14 protein-coding genes are annotated in these 21,920 nt (G+C 62.4%); 4 read left to right on the top strand and 10 right to left on the bottom strand.

Translation table 11 applies throughout. The annotated features are described in order from the left end of the window. Positions 1–80 precede the first annotated feature (80 nt). The 4 genes from VF643_RS14400 to VF643_RS14385 all read right to left on the bottom strand — a co-directional run bounded on the left by VF643_RS14400 (position 81) and on the right by VF643_RS14385 (position 7,960). Positions 81–3,524, bottom strand: coding sequence for a DEAD/DEAH box helicase (locus VF643_RS14400; protein WP_331044075.1), 3,444 nt, complete (start codon positions 3,522–3,524; stop codon positions 81–83). Between the two features lie 131 nt (positions 3,525–3,655). Then, complete coding sequence (locus tag VF643_RS14395) at positions 3,656–5,017, bottom strand: EH signature domain-containing protein (RefSeq protein WP_331044074.1); 1,362 nt, start codon at positions 5,015–5,017, stop codon at positions 3,656–3,658. Further along, complete coding sequence (locus VF643_RS14390) at positions 5,014–5,781, bottom strand: OmpA family protein (RefSeq protein ID WP_331044073.1); 768 nt, start codon at positions 5,779–5,781, stop codon at positions 5,014–5,016. The genes VF643_RS14395 and VF643_RS14390 overlap by 4 nt, the downstream gene beginning before the upstream one ends. Before the next feature lies 1 nt (position 5,782). Beyond that, positions 5,783–7,960, bottom strand: coding sequence for a hypothetical protein (locus VF643_RS14385; protein ID WP_331044072.1), 2,178 nt, complete (start codon positions 7,958–7,960; stop codon positions 5,783–5,785). Positions 7,961–8,294: 334 nt separating this feature from the next. On the opposite strand from VF643_RS14385, the gene VF643_RS14380 reads away from it, so the two are divergent. The 4 genes from VF643_RS14380 (at position 8,295) to VF643_RS14365 (ending at position 13,038) form a co-directional block, all read left to right on the top strand. After that, on the top strand, positions 8,295–10,004 hold the full coding sequence (locus VF643_RS14380) for a DUF262 domain-containing protein (RefSeq protein WP_331044071.1): 1,710 nt from the start codon (positions 8,295–8,297) through the stop codon (positions 10,002–10,004). Positions 10,005–10,289: 285 nt separating this feature from the next. Further along, positions 10,290–10,901: a hypothetical protein gene (locus tag VF643_RS14375; RefSeq protein ID WP_331044070.1), complete on the top strand. Its 612-nt coding sequence runs from the start codon at positions 10,290–10,292 to the stop codon at positions 10,899–10,901. Between the two features lie 2 nt (positions 10,902–10,903). Then, a complete protein-coding gene (locus tag VF643_RS14370; protein ID WP_331044069.1) occupies positions 10,904–12,061 on the top strand; it encodes an ImmA/IrrE family metallo-endopeptidase in 1,158 nt (385 codons plus the stop codon). Further along, positions 12,058–13,038, top strand: a complete 981-nt coding sequence (locus VF643_RS14365; protein ID WP_331044068.1) for a toll/interleukin-1 receptor domain-containing protein — start codon at positions 12,058–12,060, stop codon at positions 13,036–13,038. Before VF643_RS14370 ends, VF643_RS14365 begins: the two co-directional genes overlap by 4 nt. Here the strand turns inward: VF643_RS14365 and VF643_RS14360 are convergent. From VF643_RS14360 to VF643_RS14335, 6 genes are all read right to left on the bottom strand, one after another. Further along, on the bottom strand, positions 13,009–17,208 hold the full coding sequence (locus VF643_RS14360; RefSeq protein WP_331044067.1) for an Eco57I restriction-modification methylase domain-containing protein: 4,200 nt from the start codon (positions 17,206–17,208) through the stop codon (positions 13,009–13,011). The two genes, VF643_RS14365 and VF643_RS14360, sit on opposite strands and share 30 nt — an antisense overlap. A gap of 762 nt (positions 17,209–17,970) precedes the next feature. Next, positions 17,971–18,591 carry a hypothetical protein gene (locus VF643_RS14355; RefSeq protein WP_331044066.1) on the bottom strand — a complete coding sequence of 207 codons (621 nt, stop codon included), beginning with the start codon at positions 18,589–18,591 and terminating at the stop codon, positions 17,971–17,973. A gap of 172 nt (positions 18,592–18,763) precedes the next feature. Continuing rightward, positions 18,764–19,597 (bottom strand): hypothetical protein, encoded by an 834-nt coding sequence (locus tag VF643_RS14350; protein WP_331044065.1) that lies wholly within the window; start codon positions 19,595–19,597, stop codon positions 18,764–18,766. A gap of 102 nt (positions 19,598–19,699) precedes the next feature. After that, positions 19,700–20,188, bottom strand: a complete 489-nt coding sequence (locus VF643_RS14345; protein WP_331044064.1) for a hypothetical protein — start codon at positions 20,186–20,188, stop codon at positions 19,700–19,702. A gap of 140 nt (positions 20,189–20,328) precedes the next feature. After that, complete coding sequence (locus tag VF643_RS14340; RefSeq protein ID WP_331044063.1) at positions 20,329–21,264, bottom strand: AAA family ATPase; 936 nt, start codon at positions 21,262–21,264, stop codon at positions 20,329–20,331. Then, entirely contained in the window at positions 21,264–21,911 is a 648-nt protein-coding gene (locus VF643_RS14335; protein WP_331044062.1) for a hypothetical protein, read from the bottom strand. The genes VF643_RS14340 and VF643_RS14335 overlap by 1 nt, the downstream gene beginning before the upstream one ends. Positions 21,912–21,920 lie beyond the last annotated feature (9 nt).

Below are 21,920 nucleotides of genomic sequence, written 5' to 3'. Positions count from 1 at the left end.
CCTCGCCGATCCGAAACAAATGTCAGGCTCACTCTGGCGATTGTGCTTCGACGTTCAGGGACCGAATGTATACCATTGTGTCACGTTACGGTCACATGCACGGTACATTCTTTACCCGGCATCATCACGCCGTCGATGCCATTCGACACATCCCAGATGATCTCTGCGCCGTTTGTCGATCGAGCCTTTACTGACCGGTCATGAAAACTGCGGCTTTGTCGCCGCGAGAGCTGGATGTGGCGTAGCGAGGGCCCGCCCGGCATCACGCGCCTCCAGCGGTGTTGAAGATCATCGTACTGCTGCAGCGAACTTTCGTTGGCGTAGCGATCGACACTATCAGCGTCGAAACTGACTACGGTGATCTCCGATACTTGGCGCGCGGCCCGCACGATCATCGCCATAAAATCGACAAGGCATTGCCGGTTACGTCCGTCGGCGCAGCCATAGGGATCGCGGATAGACAATTCGGCGACCGGTCGATCGGCGACAGGCTTTTCGAAGATTTCGAAGGTGCGCCGGACGCTGGGCTGAAACGACACCCGAGACGGATAACTAACTAAAGGCGCGGGTGGCGCAGGTTCAATGGGCCGAGATGAGAGGGTCGGCCGCGATGGAGCGACCTTCGGTACAGGTTCGGGTGTCACTGCCGTGGCTAAGTCGGCGGGTACTTCCGGCACCGGCGTTGAAACATCGTCGGCATCCTCTGCCCCGCCAAGCACAGCATCGAACAATGACGATGCATCGCTCTCGTTCTCGCCCGGCAGAAGTAAACCGCGGCTGAGGTCGCGCTTTCGGCGCATCAACGCATCGAGCTTCAAGTCGAAGCTCATCGGGCCGATCGCCGGATCGGGATGGACCGACTGCGGCAGGTAGACATGGACGTCACGCATCTGACCGATGCGATAAGCCCGGTCGGTCGCTTGATCCTCAACGGCCGGGTTCCACCAGCGCGACAGGTGGATGACGTGATTGGCAGCCGTCAGCGTGATGCCCACTCCGCCGGCCTTTGGCGATAGTATCATAACGTCGAAACCGGGCGCCCGCCGCTGGAAAGCATCGACGGCGGTTTGCCGGGCGTCGCCGGCAACGCCGCCGTGGATCCGCGCGACGTCGTGCTCCAGCTTGTAGCGACGCCGGAACTCGACCGCGAGCAACGCTTGCATTGCTAGACTCTCGCAGAAGACTAGCGCCTTCTCGCCGGCAGTGTGAACACGATCCAGCACATCGAGCGTGGCGCGCAACCGGGCCGACTCGACGAGATAGCTATGGCTTGCGGCTTCAGGTGCGATCGGATGCAGCGACACTCCGCGCAGCATGTGCAGGATTTCCAGCATATGGCCGGGTTTGCCGGTTCCCTTGGCGATCATCGCGCGCTGGATTACGGCGTCGTATGCAGCGGCCTGGGCCGGCGGCATCGCCAACGGCAGCGCCGTGATGTGCTTGGCCGGCAGCCCTTCGAGGCAGTCGTCCTTCATCCGCCGCAGCAGCAGCGGTGGCCGTCCGTCCTGCGGGTCGGTGAGAATGCCATGCAGCGCGCGCAGTCGGTCGGGTTCGGTCGCCGGGTAGCTCTCCTCGAACGCCTTGCTTGATCCGAGCAGGCCGGGATGAACGACATCAAACACCGACCACAGATCCTGCAACCGGTTCTCGACTGGCGTCCCGGTCATAGCGATTTGAAAGCGCGCGTTCAGCGTCTTCGCCGCGCGGGTCATCTGGCTGGCTGGGTTCTTGAGCTTCTGCACCTCGTCATAGAGGATCGTTGCGAACGGCACCCGCGCGAAGCTCAGATGATAGTCGCGCATCGTTTCGAACGTCGTCAGGACGATGCCGGCCTTGCCCCATCCATCAACATCGATGCCGGAGTTGCCCGATTCGATATCGCGGCCCGTGCCGCTGCGCATCCTTCGTAACGTATCGCCATAGGCGTTGACGATCCCGCCAAGCGCACCGGGTGCGAGATGACGCTCGATTTCGGCACGCCAGTTGGCGAGCAATCCGGTTGGCGCGACGATCAATACGGGTTTGGACGTGTCCTGCTGTTCGCGCAGCCAAGCGAGGAACGCCAGCGCCTGAAAGGTCTTTCCCAGGCCCATATCATCAGCGAGCATCACGCCAGGCAGCCCGCTGCGCCAGCACGCGACCAACCAAGCGAATCCCTCAACCTGATGCGGCTTGGGACCCGATCGCACGGAGGCGGGGAAGGCCGGCGGCGGGGTTTCAGCGGCCGGGGCGGCCGCGGCGAGCGGCGCATAGGCGACATCCTCAAGGTTGTCGCGCACCTGCAAGAAATAGCGGCGGCCATCCGGCGGTACGTCCGCTGGTACCGTTTCGTCGTCAGTTGAGCTGCGGGCCGCGTCGATCAAACCTTTGAGATCGCTCAACGCTGCCCGTGTCTGCTCGGTCGCGGGAACGTCCTGCGTGTCGAACGTGAACGTCGCGCGCTCCTCTCGCACCGCCTGTTCGACCGCGTCCAACGCTTCCTCGACACGGGCGGGCGGGATTTCAAGCATGGTCGCATCGGGTGGATCACCGATGCGAAGACCGAATGCCTCAGGCAACCAGCTGTTCGGCTTGGGCTTAACCCATGGAAGCACCGGCTTGCGCCAGATGTCGATTCCGGAGACGCGCTCGGAGAATTGTTGCGTCTCTACGAACAGCGGTGCCGCCGCGTCGCTGTCCTCCAGCGCGAGAACTTCCGCTATACGGCGCTGGGGGTTCCGGGCGAACGCCCGTCGCGCCTCCGCGCCGCCGGCCTGTGCTTCACGCACCACGGCGAGCGCGCGTTGCAAGGCTGGGTCGAGAAACAGAATCGACCCGTCTTCTAGCAGGAACGCGCGTCGGCTTCCGTCGCTACGCCGGAACCGCTTCGCGAACGAGGCCTGCTGTGCGGGCGGAAGCAGACCATCGGCGACCTCGTCGATGATCGTGCCGTCCTCGGCCTCGCTCAGCCGTTCGGGGCTGAACAGAACCGGATCGAAGTCGAAACCGTTGGCGTCAGGCCTCAACGCCAGCGAAAAACCCGACGCATAGCTGAGCCGCAGCCGCTCGATGAATCCATCGGCGCGGACATGACGACGATCGTCGTCACCGATCGCCTGTCGCAGGCCCGCCAACGCGCTTTGCCTAGCGGCATCGTCGGTGGTCGCGTTCAACAGCGCGGCGGCCTCAAGCGTTGACCAGATCGGTTCGGCGACGCGCCAGTCCTTGCCCTCAGACCTGACGCGGGCACCATCGACCCGGACTGCGGCCGGCAGACCATTGGGCCGAGTCCAGCGCGTTTCGACGCGGAAATCGGGCTGATGCGCGACTCCGATCGACTGGATGTTGAGCGATAGCCGGGCGACGGGGGGCAGGCCGAGCGCCAGCGCTTCCGGTTCGGCTAGTGACGCGACCAGTGCGGGGTGCAGCAGTGCAGCATTCGCCTCTGGTACGACGAACGGCTTTCCGTCGCCCCCCTGCTCGTTATCGGCCCATGCCTGAAAGACGCGTGCCACCGCGCCGCGGGCCGCATCGGGGGCGGTCATCGCCCAGTCGTCGAACGGGACGATCGCGCGCGTTGGCTTGGAGAATGGCATGCGGGAGGGCGTCGATATCACGAGGGTGATCCGCTCGCTGCCGTCGTCCTGGGACGCTTCGAATGCCGATACGGTCGTCATTACCAGCCCTGCCCGTAGGACGGGTGCACGACACCCGTCCGGTCATAAATTCGCTTGGCGAATCGATTCTGCCAAGTGCTGCCCATATGCGGGAGCGGCTCAAACCCCCGCTCTGCGTCCATTGATCGCAGTACTAGGCCGAAATAGACCGACTGATACATAGGCGGCGCCTTTGGTCGAGACACACGCCAGAAGCGGCATGATCCGTTATCTGACCATTCGGCAACACGCACATCGCCGATCGTCATCAACAGCGCCGATTGATTGGCACTGGCTCCCGCACCTTCGATCCGTGCGAAGGCCATGCTCTGATCCTTCATGAACCGTCGCGCTTCCCGTTCCGCCTGACTACCGAATGCGAACCATGCATCGGTGATGTACCCGGCATCCAGGTAGCCAAGCCAGAAGGCGGTGCGATCTTTCCACTGGTCGCGGCGGTCCGTGGTCTTCGCGACGACCGCGAAGAATTCGCGCACGGTTGCTTGCACCAGCCAGCGACGGAGCACGGCAAAAACAGCGTCGATCGCGAAATCGATGCCCTGAAGTTGCAACTCGGCGGCTAAAGCCAACCATCTCGCTGGCGCGAGCCTGGGATCGCCGATACGACCGATCAGCAGCGTCGTAACTTTCTGTTGGTGTTCCGCTGGAGGGCTTGATCCTACCCAAGGCGCCAGCAGAGCCAGCGCCAGCAGGGCGTCGATTCCCTCGGCACCCCTGATCGTTGATGCAAGGGCGATCAGTCGGTTGCCGCTCTCGACAGCGGTCGACCCCGTCTGGGTTACCGCCACGGCGCAGGCGGAGCGAACGGCCTGACGAACGAATGCACCGGTCGCTAGATCGCCGTCGAGGCCTGCTCGACGCAGAACCTCCACTGGGCGGTCCGTCGCCAATAACGCAGTCGCCAACCGCTGCGGCCCGGCCTGTTCGTCCCACAGCCGAAAGTCTTCACCGCGGGCATGCCAAGGCCAGTCGCGACGCCGGGCAACGAATTGGCTCGCCCCGCGCAGGTCCGAAAAGGCCGGGTGCAATGTAGGAAAGCGCAGGAGATAGCTTTCGAGGATCGCTCGATCGATGCTTGTCCGATCCCGCCCGACGCCATCGTCCAGCAGCTTGCATTCGACACCTTCGCAGCCCTGTTCGACCCACATATCGCGCAGCAGGCGTTTGACATCCCGCGCGCGCAACAAAGCGGGCGCGGATAGGTCGACGCGTTCAATGATTGATGCCCATGGTTCGGCGTCACGTGCCTTCGTCGCAGGCCGATTGGTGAGACGCTCAGCGGCGCGTTCGGTCATGCTGCGTTCCGGCAGATGAGCATGGCGGACCTTGCCGGGATCGCAACCGTTCTTGAGGAAGCTCATCGTTGCGCCACCAGGCTGCGGCTCAACGCGGCGTCCTCTTCGCCTTGGGGTGTCACCATAAGGAACCGCAGGTCGATCCGGCGATTGCGGCGATTAACGTCTGCTTCGTTTCCCGACCGGTCTGGGACGGGCCGAGTCTCGCCGTAACCGGACACACCGAAGATCGGCGTCCGTTCAGTTTCGTTGATGCTCACCAGCATCGGCAGTCCGCCACCGGCCGCCATCATCGCTTGGAAGGTGCGCGTTGCGCGCAGCGCAGAAAGGTCGAGGTTGCTGCGCACCGCGCCGCCGCCGGTCAGCGGCACACGATCGGTATGCCCCTCTATGAAGATCGAATCGACCCGGTGCGCTGCCATCTTGCCAGTGCATTTCGGACCACCGGGGAGAGTGTCGGTGTAGCACGGCAGCACCGACGCTAGTTCCCCGGCCACGATCGCAACCGCCTGCTGCCCCTGAGGGGAGAGTTCGTAAGCGCCCGTCTCGAATAGGATATTGTCAGGCAGTCGCAGCACGCCCGTGCGCGTGTCCACCGTGACCTTCAGCCCCTTCGCTTTCAGGTCGCGTTCCAACGTGCGGAGTAGCTCAGTACGCGTCTGTCCCGCTCCCGTCAGCGTGTCCGTGGTCTGGCGGAACTGGAGCGCAAAATAGACGAGCAGGATAAGGAATATGAAAACCAGGCCCACCATCATATCGGCCATCGATACGAAGTAGCTCTCTTCTTCTTCCTCGCTGCGACTTCGGCGCACGCCGCGTGCGTCACTCACCTCAAGAAGCCTTCGGCATGCGACCGATCAGGTCGTCGATCTGACCGGCCAGTTCGTTCAACGGTTCGAGCGCGGCGGACAAGCGATCCACGGCGTTGCCCAGCGCCAGATCGATCTTCCCGACCTTTTCGTTAAGATGCGTCGCATGTTCGGCGGACGCCGATTTGATCTGCTCCAGCGTCGTCGCCAGCGCGCGATCGACCCCTTCGAACCGCTCGCGATAGTCGGACCATGCCTTCGTCGCGCTGTCCGTCGTCTTGCCGAGCCGCTCGCCGATCGTATCGATCGCCTGCCGGTGCGCCTCTGCTGACCTCGCATGCGATTCAAGCGCATCTCCCGTCCGGACGGTGGCGTTGCCTATCATCTCGCTGGCGAGGCGTATGGGATTGGCGGCGACCTGCATATCGTTCGCCGCGCGCGTCAGCGTTGCCGCAACGCCCTGCGTATCCTGACCGACCTGGGTCAGACGCGTCGCGTGGTCGTCGGATGCGCGAGCTGATCGTTCGATGCTGGTGGCGAGTTCTTCCATTCGCCCTGCGGTCGTCCGCAGCGTCGCTACAAGCCCGCTACTCGCCGCCTCGAAGCGCTCGCCGAAATCAGCAAATGCCTTGGTCATGATGCGGGTGCTTTCCTCAGCAGCCTTACCAATGGCGGTGTCGATAGCGTTCGCCATACCGGAAGCCGCGCGCAGAGTACCCTGTTCCAACGCCTCGGCGGCCCGTGCGAGGACGTCGGCGTTCCTTTCGGCGGCAGCCGCCGCGCCATCTCGCAGCCCCGTCCCCATTTCCGCGATCTGACCGCGCAGTTCGTCGAACGATGCGCGGATCCCGGCATTGGCGTCGGTGAAGTTTGAAAGAGCGGCACGGACGCCGGCTCCGCTTTCTTCGGTGGCCTGTCGCACGGCTTCGCGGACGGCCGTTACCAGTTCGCCCGTAGCGGTGGTGGAGGCAGCCCGGATATCCTCGCCCATCGCGCGCATGGTGCCACGTTGTTCGTCTGCGATAGCCTGATACGCCGCACGCTCCTCGGCCACGTGCGCCGTTGCGCGCGTCGATGCGGCTTCGGATTGTTCCACGATCCGGTCAGCCATGCCCTCTATGCGATCGTTGAGCGTCGCGAACGCCCGACCAATACTGTCCGAAGCGGCGAGAAAGTCTCGCGCCGCCGAGGCGATCTGGTCGCTCGCGGCCTGGCTGCTACCTTCCAGCCGGTCGTTCACCCCGGCCAACCGGTCGGTCATTGTCGTCAGGGCACCGGCCAGCGCCTGCATTTCACCACCGGCCTGCCGACTAAGCGCTTCGCCAAACTCGCGCCCGATTTCGTTGAAGCTGCCGCTCTTGAAATCGTCGATGCTGGCCTGGATCCCGCCGAGCGCGCCGATCATCGGTCCCATCTGCCGCTCCAGATTGTCGCCGATGGCCAGCGCCAGATCGTGGCTGAACGTCTTCATAGCTGCCGTCTGTTCGCGCGCCTCATGCAGTTGCAGGGCGGCAATACGCTGGGTCGGCAGGTATAGGGTGCCTAGATCCAGCAGTTCGACGATCTTTTCGAGTTTGCCTTGGGTAGAGGCATGCCAGCGCCGATCAACAGCACGCAGCCAGATCGACGCACTCACGCCCGCGATCGACGTCCAGAACTTCACTGAAGTGATTTCGAGTAGCTTGATGAGCGCGACCGTCATGGCGCTATTGCCCTGGCCGGTCTGCAGGGCAATCACAGTAGTGGTCAGCGCCGCCACGATGCCGAGGAACGTAAAGGTAAGTCCTACCGCAACGAAGATGTTAGCCCACCAGGCAAGAATGCGGGTGTCGTCTCCCAAGTGCAGAAAGTACCCATCTGCGCGAGCGGTCGCGCGCATCGGGATCTCGGTCTCGTCAAGGATCGTCTCGCGAAACTCTTTCCACGCCAGCTGCAATTCTTGACTTCGGCCGGAGCCAGCACCCATAGCAACTTCAATTTCATTGAAATGGTCGACAAACGCCTGCTGGGAGGCATCCGCGCCGTCCGCGACATCGATCGGCGCCAGCGCGGCGAGGCGGCCGTTTAATGCGCGCGTGACCGGCACGTGGAATCGGTGCCGGTTGCGCATGATGATCAGCGCGCACGAGATGAGTATGCCGAGCGAAATCCAGATCGCCGCCCAGGGATTCCCGAAGACGGCGACGACTACCGCGTTCAACGGATTGATAGATGCCTGTCCCGCCAACGCTTTGCCCCTGCTTTATTTTACGCTTGTGTGAAACAATGGCGGCGAGGGCGAAAGCCCGAATTCCATGACAACGCCGCACGAACCAGAGTTGCGGTCATAAATGCCGCATCCATTCGGTTTGGATCGATCAGTTCGGGGGTCCCCGCCCCTCGGTGACACCTACCCCTTCTTCACGCATCAACAACTGGCGTGTGGGCCACTCGAGATCATGGAGACAGGCTGGCGCCTGAACAGCCAGAGGCTATGCTGGCGCGTCAGGAGAGGTCCGAACATGCACACATCCGGGGGTACGATCGCCGACGCGTTGGCCGCGATCTATAAGAAAGATTACGTGTTGCCAGCAATCCAGCGCGAGTTCGTCTGGAAGGCTGAACAGATTGAGCGGCTGTTTGACAGCCTTATGCAGGGGTATCCGTTTGGTACATTCCTATTTTGGAAAGTCGAGCCGAAGACGGCGACGCAATTTCAATTCTACGACTTCATGCTCCACTATCACGAGCGCGACGCTGCGCGCTGCAAAGAACTAGGCAAGTTGCCTTCGCATCCAGTCACCGCCGTGCTGGATGGGCAACAGCGGCTGACGGCGCTCAATATTGGGTTGCGCGGGTCGATGGCGGTCAAGCAGCGAGGGGGATGGTGGAACAATGACGCCGCCTTCCCCAAGCGCCGGCTCCACCTCAATTTGATTGCACCGCGCGACCCGGCTGAGGATGGCTCCATTTTGCAGTTCAAGTTCCTGACCGACGCACAAGTAGAACGTGCCACGGACGAAGCTTGGTTCCCGGTTGAGCGCATCCTGTCGCTAACTGACGGCTCCGCGCTGCACGACATGATCGAAGATTTCGAGCTCGACAAGGAGGGACGTAAGCTGGCGTTCGGCGCCGCCGACCGGTTGCGAACAGTCGTGCATACTGACCCGTCGATTAACTTTTACGAAGAAAAATCGCAGGACGTCGAGCGTGTGCTCAATATCTTCGTCCGACTAAACTCCGGCGGCACGACGCTATCCTATTCCAACCTGCTGCTGTCGATCGCGACCGCGCAATGGAAGAAGCTGGATGCGCGCGCTGAGATTAACGGGCTGGTTGCTGGCCTCAACACTACCGGCCGCCGCTTTGCCTTTTCGCAAGACTGGGTGCTCAAGGCCGGGCTGATGCTGGCCGACATCAAGAGCGTGGGCTTCAAGGTAGAGAACTTCACCGCCGCCAACATGGCAACTCTGGAAAAGGGCTGGCCCGCGATCGACCGCGCACTGCGGCAGACCGTCATGCTGGTCGACAGCTTCGGCTTGTCGGGGCAGACGTTGCGCGCGGACAGCGCGTTGTTGCCGATCGCCTATTATCTCCATCGCCGCGAGGCGCCGGACAACTACGTCACACACTCCTCCTTCGCCGCCGACCGCGAAGAAATCCGTTTCTGGTTGGTGCGCTCGCTGCTCAAGTCGTCAGGCATCTGGGGCAGCGGGCTAGACGTATTGCTGACCGCGCTCAGGGACCAGATCAAGAAGCACGGCGCCGCCAATTTTCCGGTCAAGCAGCTGGGGGCGGAGATGGAGAAGCGTGGCAAGTCGCTGAAGTTTGAGGCGGCGGAGATCGATGACCTCCTGCATCTCCCTTATGGTGATCGCGCAACGTTGCCGCTGCTGTCATTACTGTTCCCATTCGTCGACCTCCGTCACGAGATGCACATCGATCACGTTTTTCCCATTTCGCGGTTTACGCCCAAGAAGCTGGCCAAGGCGGGCTTCGATGAAGATGAAGCCGAGGCAATGGCTGAGCACGCCAACGCGCTGCCGAATCTGCAGCTTCTCGAAGGAGCGACCAACAAGGAGAAGCTGGCGGCGTTGCCGACGGATTGGCTCGCAAAGCACAAGCCCTCCAAGGCCGCGCACGCCGACTATTGCGATCGGCACATGCTGGGGACAGTGCCCAACGACCTCGACGGGTTCGACGCGTGGTTCACCGCGCGGCGTAAGCGGATGGCGGCGAGGCTCAAGGAGATATTAGGGACGTAAGTTGCGTTCCGTCGCGCCGATTACGACCGTCTTTGGCCGCAAGGGCGCATGCACCGCCGCGAGTTTGCACGTTGCTTATACCAGTGCCTTCAGAAAGGGAGCAGCAGGACGGTTCGAACGGCTACCTCTCGCAGGCGGACGTTGCCGGTTCGATCCGGCGTTTGACGACCAATCGCGCCATACGCATCAGATTTCAGGGTCCGTCACTGCGGTGGTTGACATCATTCTATATGGTTGACAGAATTACGCATTCGCCTGATAAGTGAGGCTGATTGGGGACACCAGATGCGGCCTTGGGAATATTATCAGGAATTGACCGCAGAGCGGCTGGTGAAAGTCGCTCAGTTGCTAGCCTTGGGGCGCGGTAGCGCAGTCGATCGTTTCGATCCGACCATCGGAGACGACAATTGGACGCTGGGGGTCTGCGCCTACAATTACGGGTGCTTCCGGATTAGTCAGGCCGCGGGCACGCAGGGGTTCGAGTGGCTGGGTGTCATAGATCCCGGCAAACACTTTCAGTTCAGTATCGACGGCATACCGATGCGGTTTTGGCGAGGTGATCCTACCGAGCCGACCGCGAAGATCGTCGTCCCAACCCCGCGCGAGCAGTTTCTGCTCGACCTTGAGCCCGGCGTGCCGACCGCCGGCGTATTGTTCCGCATTGGCGTCACCACCGACATCGACGGCGCTCTGTTGGGTGCGAGCTTCGTCGCCCTTCGCAACGATCAGCCGGAAACCGTGTGGCCGCTGCCGCTCGCCGAAGCGGAGCCGCTGATCGTGACGCTGGGTGATGAGCGGCCTGAGGGACGCGACCTGCCGCCGCCGTCCGTTGGCGACATTGGAGACGACGAGATTTATCGCGACACCGAGGCCGGGTCCGGCCCCGACGGAGCTTAACCGTGGCAACGAAGGGCAACACACCGGGCCGCGGTCCGGTCGATGGTGCACGGATGTTTCATGGCGACAAGCTACGACTGGCTCGTCTGCTCGCTGGCCTTTCGCTCGACGAGCTGGGCGGGTCGGTGGCAACAAGCCGACAGTTCGTTCATCAGCTTGAAACCGGTGCCAAAGACCCGACCGACGAAATGCGGGATGCGTTGGCTGCGGTCCTGACAGTCACCCCCGCTTTCTTTTCCACGCCGGCGATCAATCCCGTACGTGAAGAAGATTGCCATTTTCGTCGGTTGGCGAGCGCCCCACGCGGGTTAGTCGCCCAAGCCGTGGCGCGGGGGACAGCGGTAGAAGCGCTGGTAACCGGGCTTGAAGCTCTTGTGCGATTTCCGGACGTAAACTTTCCGGACTCTGCGCGCCCGGAAGGGGCGGATGCGATCGAGCGTGTTGCCGAGGACGCCCGACTGCACTGGGCACTTGGTCTCGACGGTCCGATTACTAGCATGACCCGCGTCTTGGAAAATGCGGGCGCGGTCGTTGTTCAATTCGACGATCTAACCGACCGCATTGATGCGTTGTCGATGGCCCGGCGCCGACCGATTGTTGTCCGATCGACAGCGAAGGCCGCAGGTGCTCGATTACGCTTCGATCTCGCCCATGAGGCTGCACATCTGATCATGCATCAGGGCATTATCACGGGCGACAGCGTCACTGAAGGAGAGGCCCACCGCTTCGCGGGGGCGTTTCTAATCCCGCGCGCCGCCTTTGCACGGGAGTTCCCGCGCACACGACGTTTGCTCGATTGGAACGCTTTGTTCGCGATGAAGCTGCGCTGGAAGGTTTCGGTTCGCGCGATCGCCCGACGTGCGTTCGATCTGGGACTGATCGATGCCGCGCAATACCGAACGGCCAATATTCAACTGGTGAAGACCGGGCAGGCGAAGACGGAGCGGTATGATGATCGCATCGCCATTGAAGAGCCGGAGCTGCTGAATTCAGCCATTGCGTGGCTCAGGAACCGAGAAGGGGTCGATCTTCATCGCCTGCTGTCCGGCCTCGGCATGGCACCGGAGCTGTTCACCCGCCTGACCGGCCAGCTGCTGCCAGACCTCCCCGACAACGTCGTGTCATTCCCTACGACCGGCACCATAAGGCCACCGTCATGACCACCGGTTTCATTTCCTACACCCACGCGGACGCCGCGCTGAAGGAACAACTCGTCCGTCACCTTACCCCACTGCGGCGAGAAGGCTTGATAGACCTTTGGCATGACGGCCTGCTTCGCCCGGGCGAACATCTAGATCCGACGGTGCAAGCTGCACTGGCGTCGTCGGATGTCGTGATCCTGCTCGTGTCAGCCGACTTCATCGCCTCCGAATATTGTTACGAGCAGGAGATGCTGCGGGCGTTCGCGCGGCAGCGGGACGGCACGGTGCGTGTGATCCCGATCATCCTGCGACCGTGCCAGTGGAAGGGCGTACCGATCGGCAACGGCGAGACACTGTCGGAATTCGTTGCGCTGCCCAAGGACGGCAAGGCAGTCATCAGCTGGTCCGATACCGACACCGCGTTCGACAACGCGGTTGGCGCGATCCGGGACATGCTCAAGGCGAACCACGGGAATAGCACGCAGGACAAAGTCGGCAGTAGGCCCACGAATGATGCCCTGGTACGGACCCATCGAGCCGGTTCGACCAACCTGCTCGGGATCGCGGCGAAACCGACCGACCTCGACCGCGATCGCTTTCTCCGCAGCGGCTACACGACGACCGCCGCGCTCTTCGAGGAGAAGCTCGCCGAGTTGAAGGCGTCGGATGCCCGCATCGATACCGATTTCGAGCGGATCGACAGCCGCTCGTTCGCGGCCAGCGTCTATCTCGACGGCAAGCGCGTCGGCCAGGTGAGTATATGGCATGGCGGGGACATGTGGCGGAACGCGCTTTGCCTCAGCTACGACACCGCCACCAGCACGCGAAACTCGATGAACGACTGGTTGCCGATCGAGGATACGCCGCAGGGTCTCGCCTTCGGCGCCGGCAACGCGATGTCCCGACAGCGGGCCAACGGACCGCTCGATGCCGATGGGGCCGCGAACTATTTTTGGCAGAACTTCCTAGAGCAGGTCCGCAGCCGCATCCGTTGAGATCGGTTCGGTCGGCATCGGAGACGCCAGCGGCATGCGCGGCGGCGCTGTGCGCCACATCAGCGCGATGTCCTCCGGCGTCAGACCATAGGCGCGGTTGACGATGTCCGAGAGCGTGCGCTCATCGCCGAGCGCAGCTGCGCGTGCCGCCCGGGCCGGCTCTGCGGTGTCGGCGAAGGCGGCGCGCAGTTGCGCCAGCCGCGTCGGCGTGATTCCTGCTCGCTTCGGTAGTGCGGCTCGCACCGCAGCGACGAAGCCGTCACTGTCGAAACGGCTGGCGTGGGTCAGCGCAGCAGGCAACTTGGCGAGGCCTATCTCAAGTCGAAGCCAGTCGGAGACTGCATCGTCAGCGGCTCGAACTGATCGCGAACTCGTTGTCACCGATGCGACGAGTTCCGCAACGGTGCTCGCCGTCACGCCGTCAATGGTTGGAACGGGCAACTTCTCAACATAAGGGATATCGAGAGCAAGGGCTTCGTCTTTTTTATGCGGAAACTGCTTGAACATAAGCGACCAGATCGCAGGCGAATTCAGACACGTTGCAATCCACGGATCGATTGAAGGCAATATTAGGGCCGAGTCATTGACGTGATATTCACCGCTATCAATCGCCACCTGAGCGTAAAAGGCGATGCGTCGGATCAGAGTTTTAGGCCGACTAAAATCTGCGTGATATTCAACAGGATCTTGGATTTCATACCACGCGTAGGACCCGCCTTTGCGGCCTGGCCATTTATCGTTGCGCTTAGCCGGAGCCCAACTGTCCGGCTTTGGCTCAAGCTGTGTTTTGAAGGACTGGAGGTGGCGTAGTACCGACGGGTATCTTTCTATCTGAATGCCTTTACGCGCGAAGATCATCCACAGCCCGGCCCAATCGGGTAGCCAGCGGTCGATGTCCTGCCCACGCAAATATGGTTTGATGATCTCAGCCGCGCGGCCGTCCTCGGCAATCAGCCGCTCCTTCGTCGCGGTATCGATCATGAACGCTTCATTGAAGCCAGTCTTGATTCCGTAAAGCGGCTTCACCCCGGCGTAATCGACGAGCGGCACACCGTTCACCCTGATCTTGGCGAGCAGAGCGGCGACATCTGGCGGCTCCAGCGTCCACGGTTCGGCGGTCAGCGTCTCGCGGCGCGAGATGTAGGTTGCCGCCTGCACCGCATCCGCCAGCCCGCTGCGCGGCACGTCGTCGCGCGGGATGACGGCGAGATCGAAGGTTTCCGGCGCGGTGCTCTCATCGGGCTTACGCACGGCGATGATGCACGGGAATACGTCGGCATCAGGAAAGAAGCGTTTGGCGTGGCCGAAATCGGCCATGAACTCGACCCACGCATCCTCGGCGAACAGCCGGCGCAACCCCTCGGCATAGCCCGCCTTCAGCCACTTGTTGGTGACGACATAGGCCATGCGCCCGCCCGGCCGCAGCAGCTTCAGCCCTTGCTCGTAGAAATAGACATAGAGATCGGCGGTGCCGGCGAAACTTGTATAGGCACGCTCCAGCGATGGCTTGATCGCGCCGATCATCTCCTGCCGGACGTAAGGCGGATTGCCGATCACCGCGTCGAATCCACCGCTGCGACCCTGCGACGCGAGATCACGCCACACACCTGGAAAAGCGATTTCCCAGTTGAAGAATCGATGCTCGCTCGCAAGCCCGCGCGCTTGGCTGACCAGTTCATCGGCAAGCAGACGGCGCTGCCGATCAGGGGCGATGTCGGGCAGCAAGCTGGTCTGGTCGGCGACGCCAGCCGACGCTTCCGCCCGATCCGTCGCGTCGGCAATGTCGACCGCGCCCATCGCGATCGCGGCGGGATCGCCGAAGCTCCCCTCTAGCACCATCTTGAACGCCTGCGCGCGCTCGAACCGCGCCTCGACGTCCCGGGCGCGGGCAATGGCCTTGTCTATTCGCTGCGTTGCGGCGGCCACCTTTGTGGCGATGGTCGCTTCCGTCGCGCCCTTGCGCATCGTTTCCCTGGCGCGCTCCTGTTCGATGACGGAGGCGCGGCTCGCTGCGAGCTGACCGCTTCTCTCGCGCACGCGCGCTGGCGTGTCTTCGAACACGCCCATCAGCGCATCGGCCTGTACGAGGCCCAGCAGTGCATCCAGCGGTGCGCTCGCTTCCGCGACGGTGTCGAACAGCGCCTCCGACTGCTTGACCTCCGTGATGTCGTTGTCCGGGATGGTCTCGATCGCGGCCATCGTAGCGGCGACGTTGTCGATCATCGCCAGATGACGGTTGACCATCAGCGAGCCGCGATTGGCGAGCCACAGGCTGGTCGGCCGGACCCAGGCGCCGAGTACGCTGTTGCCGCAGCGCAGATGATGATTCAGGAATGACAGCGGCGCCCCGACGGTGAAGCTGTGCAGCCACAGCGCCACCTTGGCGAGCTCGACTGCCATCGGGTTGAGATCGACGCCATAGATGCAGCGCTTGAGCACCATACGACGGACGATGTGCGGATCGTCCAATTGTTCGGCAACGATGGGCCAGCCGTGCTCGACGGCCCGTGCGAGGATATCCGCTCGCAGCGCCGCGATGCGGCCGACCAGCGGAGAGGTGTAGCCATCGCCCGCCTCGATCTCCGCGTCGGCGGTCGCCTTCAGCACCTTGTCCGAAAGCCAATCGACCAGGCTGACCAGGAAATGCCCGCTACCCATCGCTGGATCGACGATCTTAAGATCGAGCATCCGGGTGGCAGGGTCGAGCGCGGCGAGTGCCTCGCCAGTCGTGCCCGCGGCAACCGCGTCGGCGAAGGTGAATGTCACTTCGTCCACCAACGGACCGACGGCGCGCTCGATGATCAACCCGACCAGATCTTCAGGTGTGTAATAGGAACCCGAGCGATGGCGCGCGCTGTTGTCGGCGCGCGGTTGCACGCCGCCCGCGCCGTCGGCTTCCACGGCATATTCGAGAATCGATTCGTAAATCGACCCGAGCTGCTGCACCGACAGATCGCGATAATTGATGTAGCGCGGCCGCGGGTGCGCCGGCGGTGCCGCCGGTCGGTGAGAAAGCAGGAAAATCACTTCGCCGGTCACCGTGTCCGGCAATCGCACACGCGCCAGCAGCGGGGCGCCCGCCGGGTCGAACAAGCCGCCATTATAGGGCGGGATGCCTAAACCATCGTCGCCGTCGGCGATCGCCCCGAAGATCGTCTCCAGCCGCCCCCAATATTCGGTACTACGCGATGCCGGAGCAATCTGGTGCTCGCGTGCATCGGCGATCTCCATGCGCATTCGCGTCAGACTATAGCGCGCATAAGGCCCGCGCTCATCCGGCAGCAGGTTGCGATCTTCGGCATAAAGAATGAAGAGTAGCCGATAGAGCAACACCAGCGCACCCGATCGTACGTCTTCGAGATAACCGTCATCGATCGTCCCCGGTCGATCGCGATCATGCTGTGGCAATGCCCGAACAAGGAGTGGAAAGACGCGGTCGAACACCACGTCCGACAGGTCGCGTGCGACGCGTTCTTCCCATTGCCGTGCGTCGATTAGCGCCTGGTCATGGAACGAGCGCCCCTGATCGGCCGGCAGGAACGCCTTGCGGCCGAAAAGCAGCAGGAAAAGACGTAATGCATGATCGGAGCTGACGCCCGCGTCGAGCAGGTCCGGCGTGCAGCCTGGCAAGTCGAACACCTTGCCAAGATCGATCTCGAGATAATCGTCTGCAACCGACAGCGCACCCTGCCAGTAAAGCCGCCAATGCCGTCCGTTGGTAAGGATGCCCCAGCGCATCTTTCCCTGCGTGATGACGTCGGCGCGGCTGAGGTAATGCATCACCTGCGCGGCAGGCACCCCTTGATCGCCCTGCGCCGCACGATCGAGCGGACGGTTCCAGCGCTTCGCCTCGACCAGGGCGGCCCCATGACGGAACCGCTGCCACGAATCGAGGCCAGCCGCCGCGGCATCGGCCTCGGCGTTGGGAAACAGCAGCGCGTCAGGAACATCGTTGCGGCCGCGCGCGTCCATTCGCTGCTGTACCGAAATGTGATCCCAGCCGAGCACGCCCAGCACCGGATAGACCAGCTTGCTTTCGGTCTCGGCTTCAACCGGAGCCTTGCGCTTAAGCAGCGCGGCCAGTTGATCACCAATCCGCGTACGTGCGTCCGCAACCGTCTGGTCGTCGAGATCGCGCCATGGCGCGCTCTCCGTTATGCCCTGCGTCAACCAGTCTCTTGTAAAAAGTCCGCCTTGCAGCACGCGTTTCCCCCCGACCCAGGATGCATAGCCGATTGCGAACAATCGACAATGTGCTGAAGCGTCAGAGGTTTTCGTCGCGATCGCCGGCAGCGCGTATCATCCGCTCGTATAGAGAGCGACCTGGTGGGAAATGTTGCCCCGACGGAGCCAGGCTAAAACTTGCAGTCCCCGGCACAGGGTAGAGCACAGATGTGTGCGTGCGGGGTTTTGCAGGTTCCCACGCTGGTTCAAAACGGTGCCAGTCGATCCGAAGTAGAAACTCGACGCATCCGATTTTGTTAGTCGCGCTTATAATGAGGGGATGAGCCGCGCTCACAAACGAACGCCGAGGGACTTGGGCAACGTCTGCTAAAGGGCGCGTACTCTGATACAGCGAGCTGCAGACTGTATCTAGAAGGCTTGCGCCAATTATCTTCAGTTTTGCGTGTCCGCTACCCTGCTCACTATAGATGTAATTAAGATAACGATGATGCAGAACCCAATACCTGCCTCGACGTTCCAGAGCATCATACCGGTCAGACCATACACCCGTATGAAATCGATGCGGATCGATACGTTGGCGGGATATTTGTCGTTCCGTCCCGCCATATCGCGAAGTCGTCGTGTCCAGATCCGCGAGATCTATCTCGTGACGCCTGATCCAGCGTCGTCCTGCCCCCGATATGTATTCCATATGCTTTCTCCTTCTGATGAACGGATCAATCCCGCCAAGCATCAGAAGAGCACAGGCTATTCTCGAATTTTCCAATGCTCCGGCAGGGATATGCTTTCTTCGAAATCAGGCCATAGTCGCTGAACATGCCGCTTCAGCGTTCGACGCGCGGTGGCGAGATCCTTCAATGTGACGCCCAGACGATCGGCGAGGTCCTGTCCCCGCAGGTCCAAGCCTATCGCCTCGATCAGCGCCGCCTGGCTTAGCGACGCGCTTGCTAACTGCTCGAGGACGTCGGCGCATAGGGTTCTTACGCGCTCGATTTCGATGACCTGCTCGGCCGAGACTACCGTGTAACCGCCGCCGCCCATGCGTTCAGCGACGTCTTCGGTCGGCATGAAGACGTGATTTTCCTTGCCGCGCTCGCGCGATCGACGTTTCGTGGACGCGATGCTGCGCATGACGCCGCTAAGGAATTTCTCGACGGTCAGGTCTTCCCGGCACTGACGCGTGGTCAGCGCCTTGCAGACCGCATCGTGCAAAAGGTCGCGGCCATCTCCGGGCAGGTCCTGCGACATGATGTCGGCCACGCGGCGTGCCTGCCCTCTGTCGGAAAGATCGAGCTTCTCGATTTCCCGGTTGACCTCGTCGCGGCTCAGAGGCCGGAAACCACCGTCGATTGAAAATGGTGCGGACACTGATCGCCTTACCTACTCATGCGCCGGATGCCGAATTCTCAGACAGACTGTCCGAATATTTTCGGACCGGCGCATGAGTAAGTAAGGCCCGTTTTTTCCTTGCCACGACGCTAACAGGCGGTGGTAAAGCAAGGTTGAAGGTCACGACCGATGGGCCGTGACCCATCAACGCCTATGCGGCATCCTGAGTGAGCCACGCCGCCAGAACCGCAGCGTCATTCGCCGCTTCAGCCAGCTTCTTTCCGAACCTTCGCTCGCGGTGTGCTTCGAGCGCGGCGATGTAGCCGCGACCTTCACGCAACTGGATAACACGACGCAGGATCCGATCTTCGACCGCATCCGCCTCGGCGCGCGGATCGGTCAGCCTGCGCCAGCGGGCGAGCAGCAGCGCCGTTGAGATCACATCGACTTCGCAGGCGCTTTGCAGGTCGTCCCATCGGCCGGCGTAGATCAGGTTCGTGACCGCGAATGGCGGGCAGGTCAGCTTGCCCGGGATGTCCATGACCGCAAGCACCTCAGCCAGGTGGATCGGTTTCATGCGCATGCCACCGGTGTATGCGCGAGCGAGATCGATGTGGCGGTCCTTGTGGAACCCGCCGTGTGCCAGCCAGCGCCAACCATGCGGCAGGGTCAGCCCGTGTTGCACGCACCCGTTGATGATAAGCGGCGCATCATGGGCAAGTCCCATCCAGGTGCAAAGTTCGGCATCCGCCGGTGCGTCTGCCAGCACCTGGAGAATGCCGGTTAGCACCTCCCGCTCGCTGTGGTCCGGTGCCGACAGGGTGACGAAGCGCTGTACGTCGACGCCGCCCTGCGCATCCTCGACCAGCACCATCATCGCGGCGGTGGTGATGGTCTGAAAAACCCATCGCGGACACGTCAGCGGGTCTTCGGCGCGCTGGTAGCCGCGGCGGATCGGCTTTTCGTCGGACGGAACCCAGCGTTCCATCTGCTGGTAGCGCCTATGTGCGGTGTCATCGAGCACGGCCGATTCGATGTCGAGCACGATCCAGGAACGCGGACCGCGCGGCGTGGTGATGTTATCGATTTTCATGATGGTTTCCGAATGGGTAATTGGCGGGCACCGGATGGCACCCGCCGTTGTGGGTCAGGCGAAGCGGACGACGGTTTCGACCGAAGCGACGTCTGGCTCGATCCAACCCTGTCCAGTCGGCACGAACCGGTTGGTGGGCAGAAGCGCACCATCCATCGTCGCGGCCCTCTCCCGGATGCGCTTCATCGCGAGTTCACGCCCTTTGCGGATGTCCTTCGGCTTACCCGGCGCTCGAACGAGGCTTCCGCGCTGGTCGATTGCGAAGAATTCGTCGGCGCGGGTGTTGACGAGAGTTAGCGAAGCCGTGTCGTTGGCGGCATAAGGTAACAGTTTGTCGACGATGTCGATGCTGAACATCATACGGTATCCGACAGTGAATCCTGACGGTCTGGGGGCTTTGGTGCTGGACCACCCCGCGTAGATCACGTCCTTGCCCAACATCGTCGCGATGTGGGCGATCTCCATCCCGGTCTCGACGTCCATCTCCTTGCCGGATGTGAACGCCAAGCAATCGTTTGCGGGTTTGAAGCCGGGCCAGCCCATCTCCAAGCGTAGGGCAAGCATCGTGTTCTGGTGGCGAAGCATCATTTCCATTGTGGTTTCCTCTTTTGTGACGGCCTGCTGGCCGGAGCTTTTTTCCGTCTTCCACGGTGCCCAACCGTGACTTTCCGAAAATTACTTCTTCAGTTCAGCATCCGCGGCATGTGCCTTGCGGACACGGCAACGAGCGTCTCGATCGCTCGGCGCAAGCGACGAACCGAGCGCGTATTGCGAAAGAGGCGCAGCAGCGCTGTCTCGGCGCCAGCCTCGATGTGCGGCAGCGCCGATGGCGGCAGACCGGCGTCGCGGGCGACATTGCGCCACAACGCCGCGAGGATCATCTCGCCATGCTCCGGCCCAGGGCCATTCACCTCGACGATATCCACCCGTGACAGCAGCGGTGCCGGCAGGCCGTCAATGCGGTTCGCGGTGAGCACCCAGTTGACGTGGCTAAGGTCGATCTGGGTGGCGAGACAGCCGTCGAAATACTGCGCAGCGGTCGATTGATCGAGCATGCCGAGCAGCGTGGCGACCGGATCTCCGTTGTTGCCGGTGCAGGCCTTCTCGACCTCGTCGATGATGACCACCGGGTTGGCGGTGCTGGTGCGCAGCATCACCATCGCCGGAAAGTTCGGCTGCTGGTGACGATAGCCCCTCGGATTGCCCGCTAGCTCAGCGTTGCTTCCGACCTCGGCGAAGCTGAGCACAGCATCGCCACAACCGGACAGCGCACCCAGTCTCCGCGCCAGATGCGTCTTGCCGGCGCCCGGCGGCCCGACCAGCAGCATCGGCCGCAGCGACAACCACGGTCTTCCCGCCCACAGGCTCATCGTCGCCTGGTCCGCGATCCGGTCGATTGCCGGCGCCATCCATGGGGCTTCCGCACGCAAGATGGCAGCAATGCGTGGCTCGCCCCCGTGACGAACGGGCGTCAGCACCGATGAGCCTGTCAGCGGCGTCAACACAGTCAGTGACCCGTACAGCGTGCCGATCGACGCGATCCACTCGTTGGCCTCGTTGCCGTCCGACGGGATGGAACGGCACGGGCGGACATGCGGCTTGCCATCGACGACCTGCATCACAGCCGCACCTGCGCATCCGGGGTTGTCAACCAAGCCTCGGTCGCCGCCGCCAGCGACTCGGTGTCCTCGCGACTTGCCAGCCAGAGCTGCCAGATCGCCTTCACCCGCGTCACAAGATGTTCGCGGATCGCACCATGGCAGCCGGTTCGGTGGCTTTCGGCGAGATCGGCCCGCGTCATCGGCACGAACGGGATGCCTGCGCCATGCGCTATCGCGTCGAACGACGTGGCGCTGGTGCCGCCGTAAGTTTCGGCAACATCGATTACCTCGCCCGTGAAGACTGAGTCGAGTTCGCGCAGCAGCTTCGCCGCGGCAATGGTATCGCGCGCCGTCTCGGCGACGGCGATGAGCGAGGGCACGACGATGTCTTCCGCGCGCCACAACAGCAGTCGCTCCGGCGGGATGTGAAAGGCGTCCGCGAGCCAGGACATCGTCTCGGCAGGGTCATCGGTGACGGTGGTGCTGTGCGCCGCCACGTGGAACCCCATGCTGCCGAATCTGAACCGGCAGGTCAGCATGGCTGCGCCGACGAGTAGCGTGCGCGCCGGACGCTCGCCGAGGGCGGACTGTTGGATCCAGGATGTGGCAAGAACAACTGTATCGGTGGGCATGAACGTTCCTTGAAATAAAAGCGGCCCGGCCATCACGAGGAT

Source organism: Sphingomonas sp., assembly GCF_036387595.1.
Lineage (GTDB): Bacteria > Pseudomonadota > Alphaproteobacteria > Sphingomonadales > Sphingomonadaceae > Sphingomonas.
Note: the sequence above shows the minus strand (reverse complement) of the source record. Positions and strands in the feature narration are given on the sequence as shown.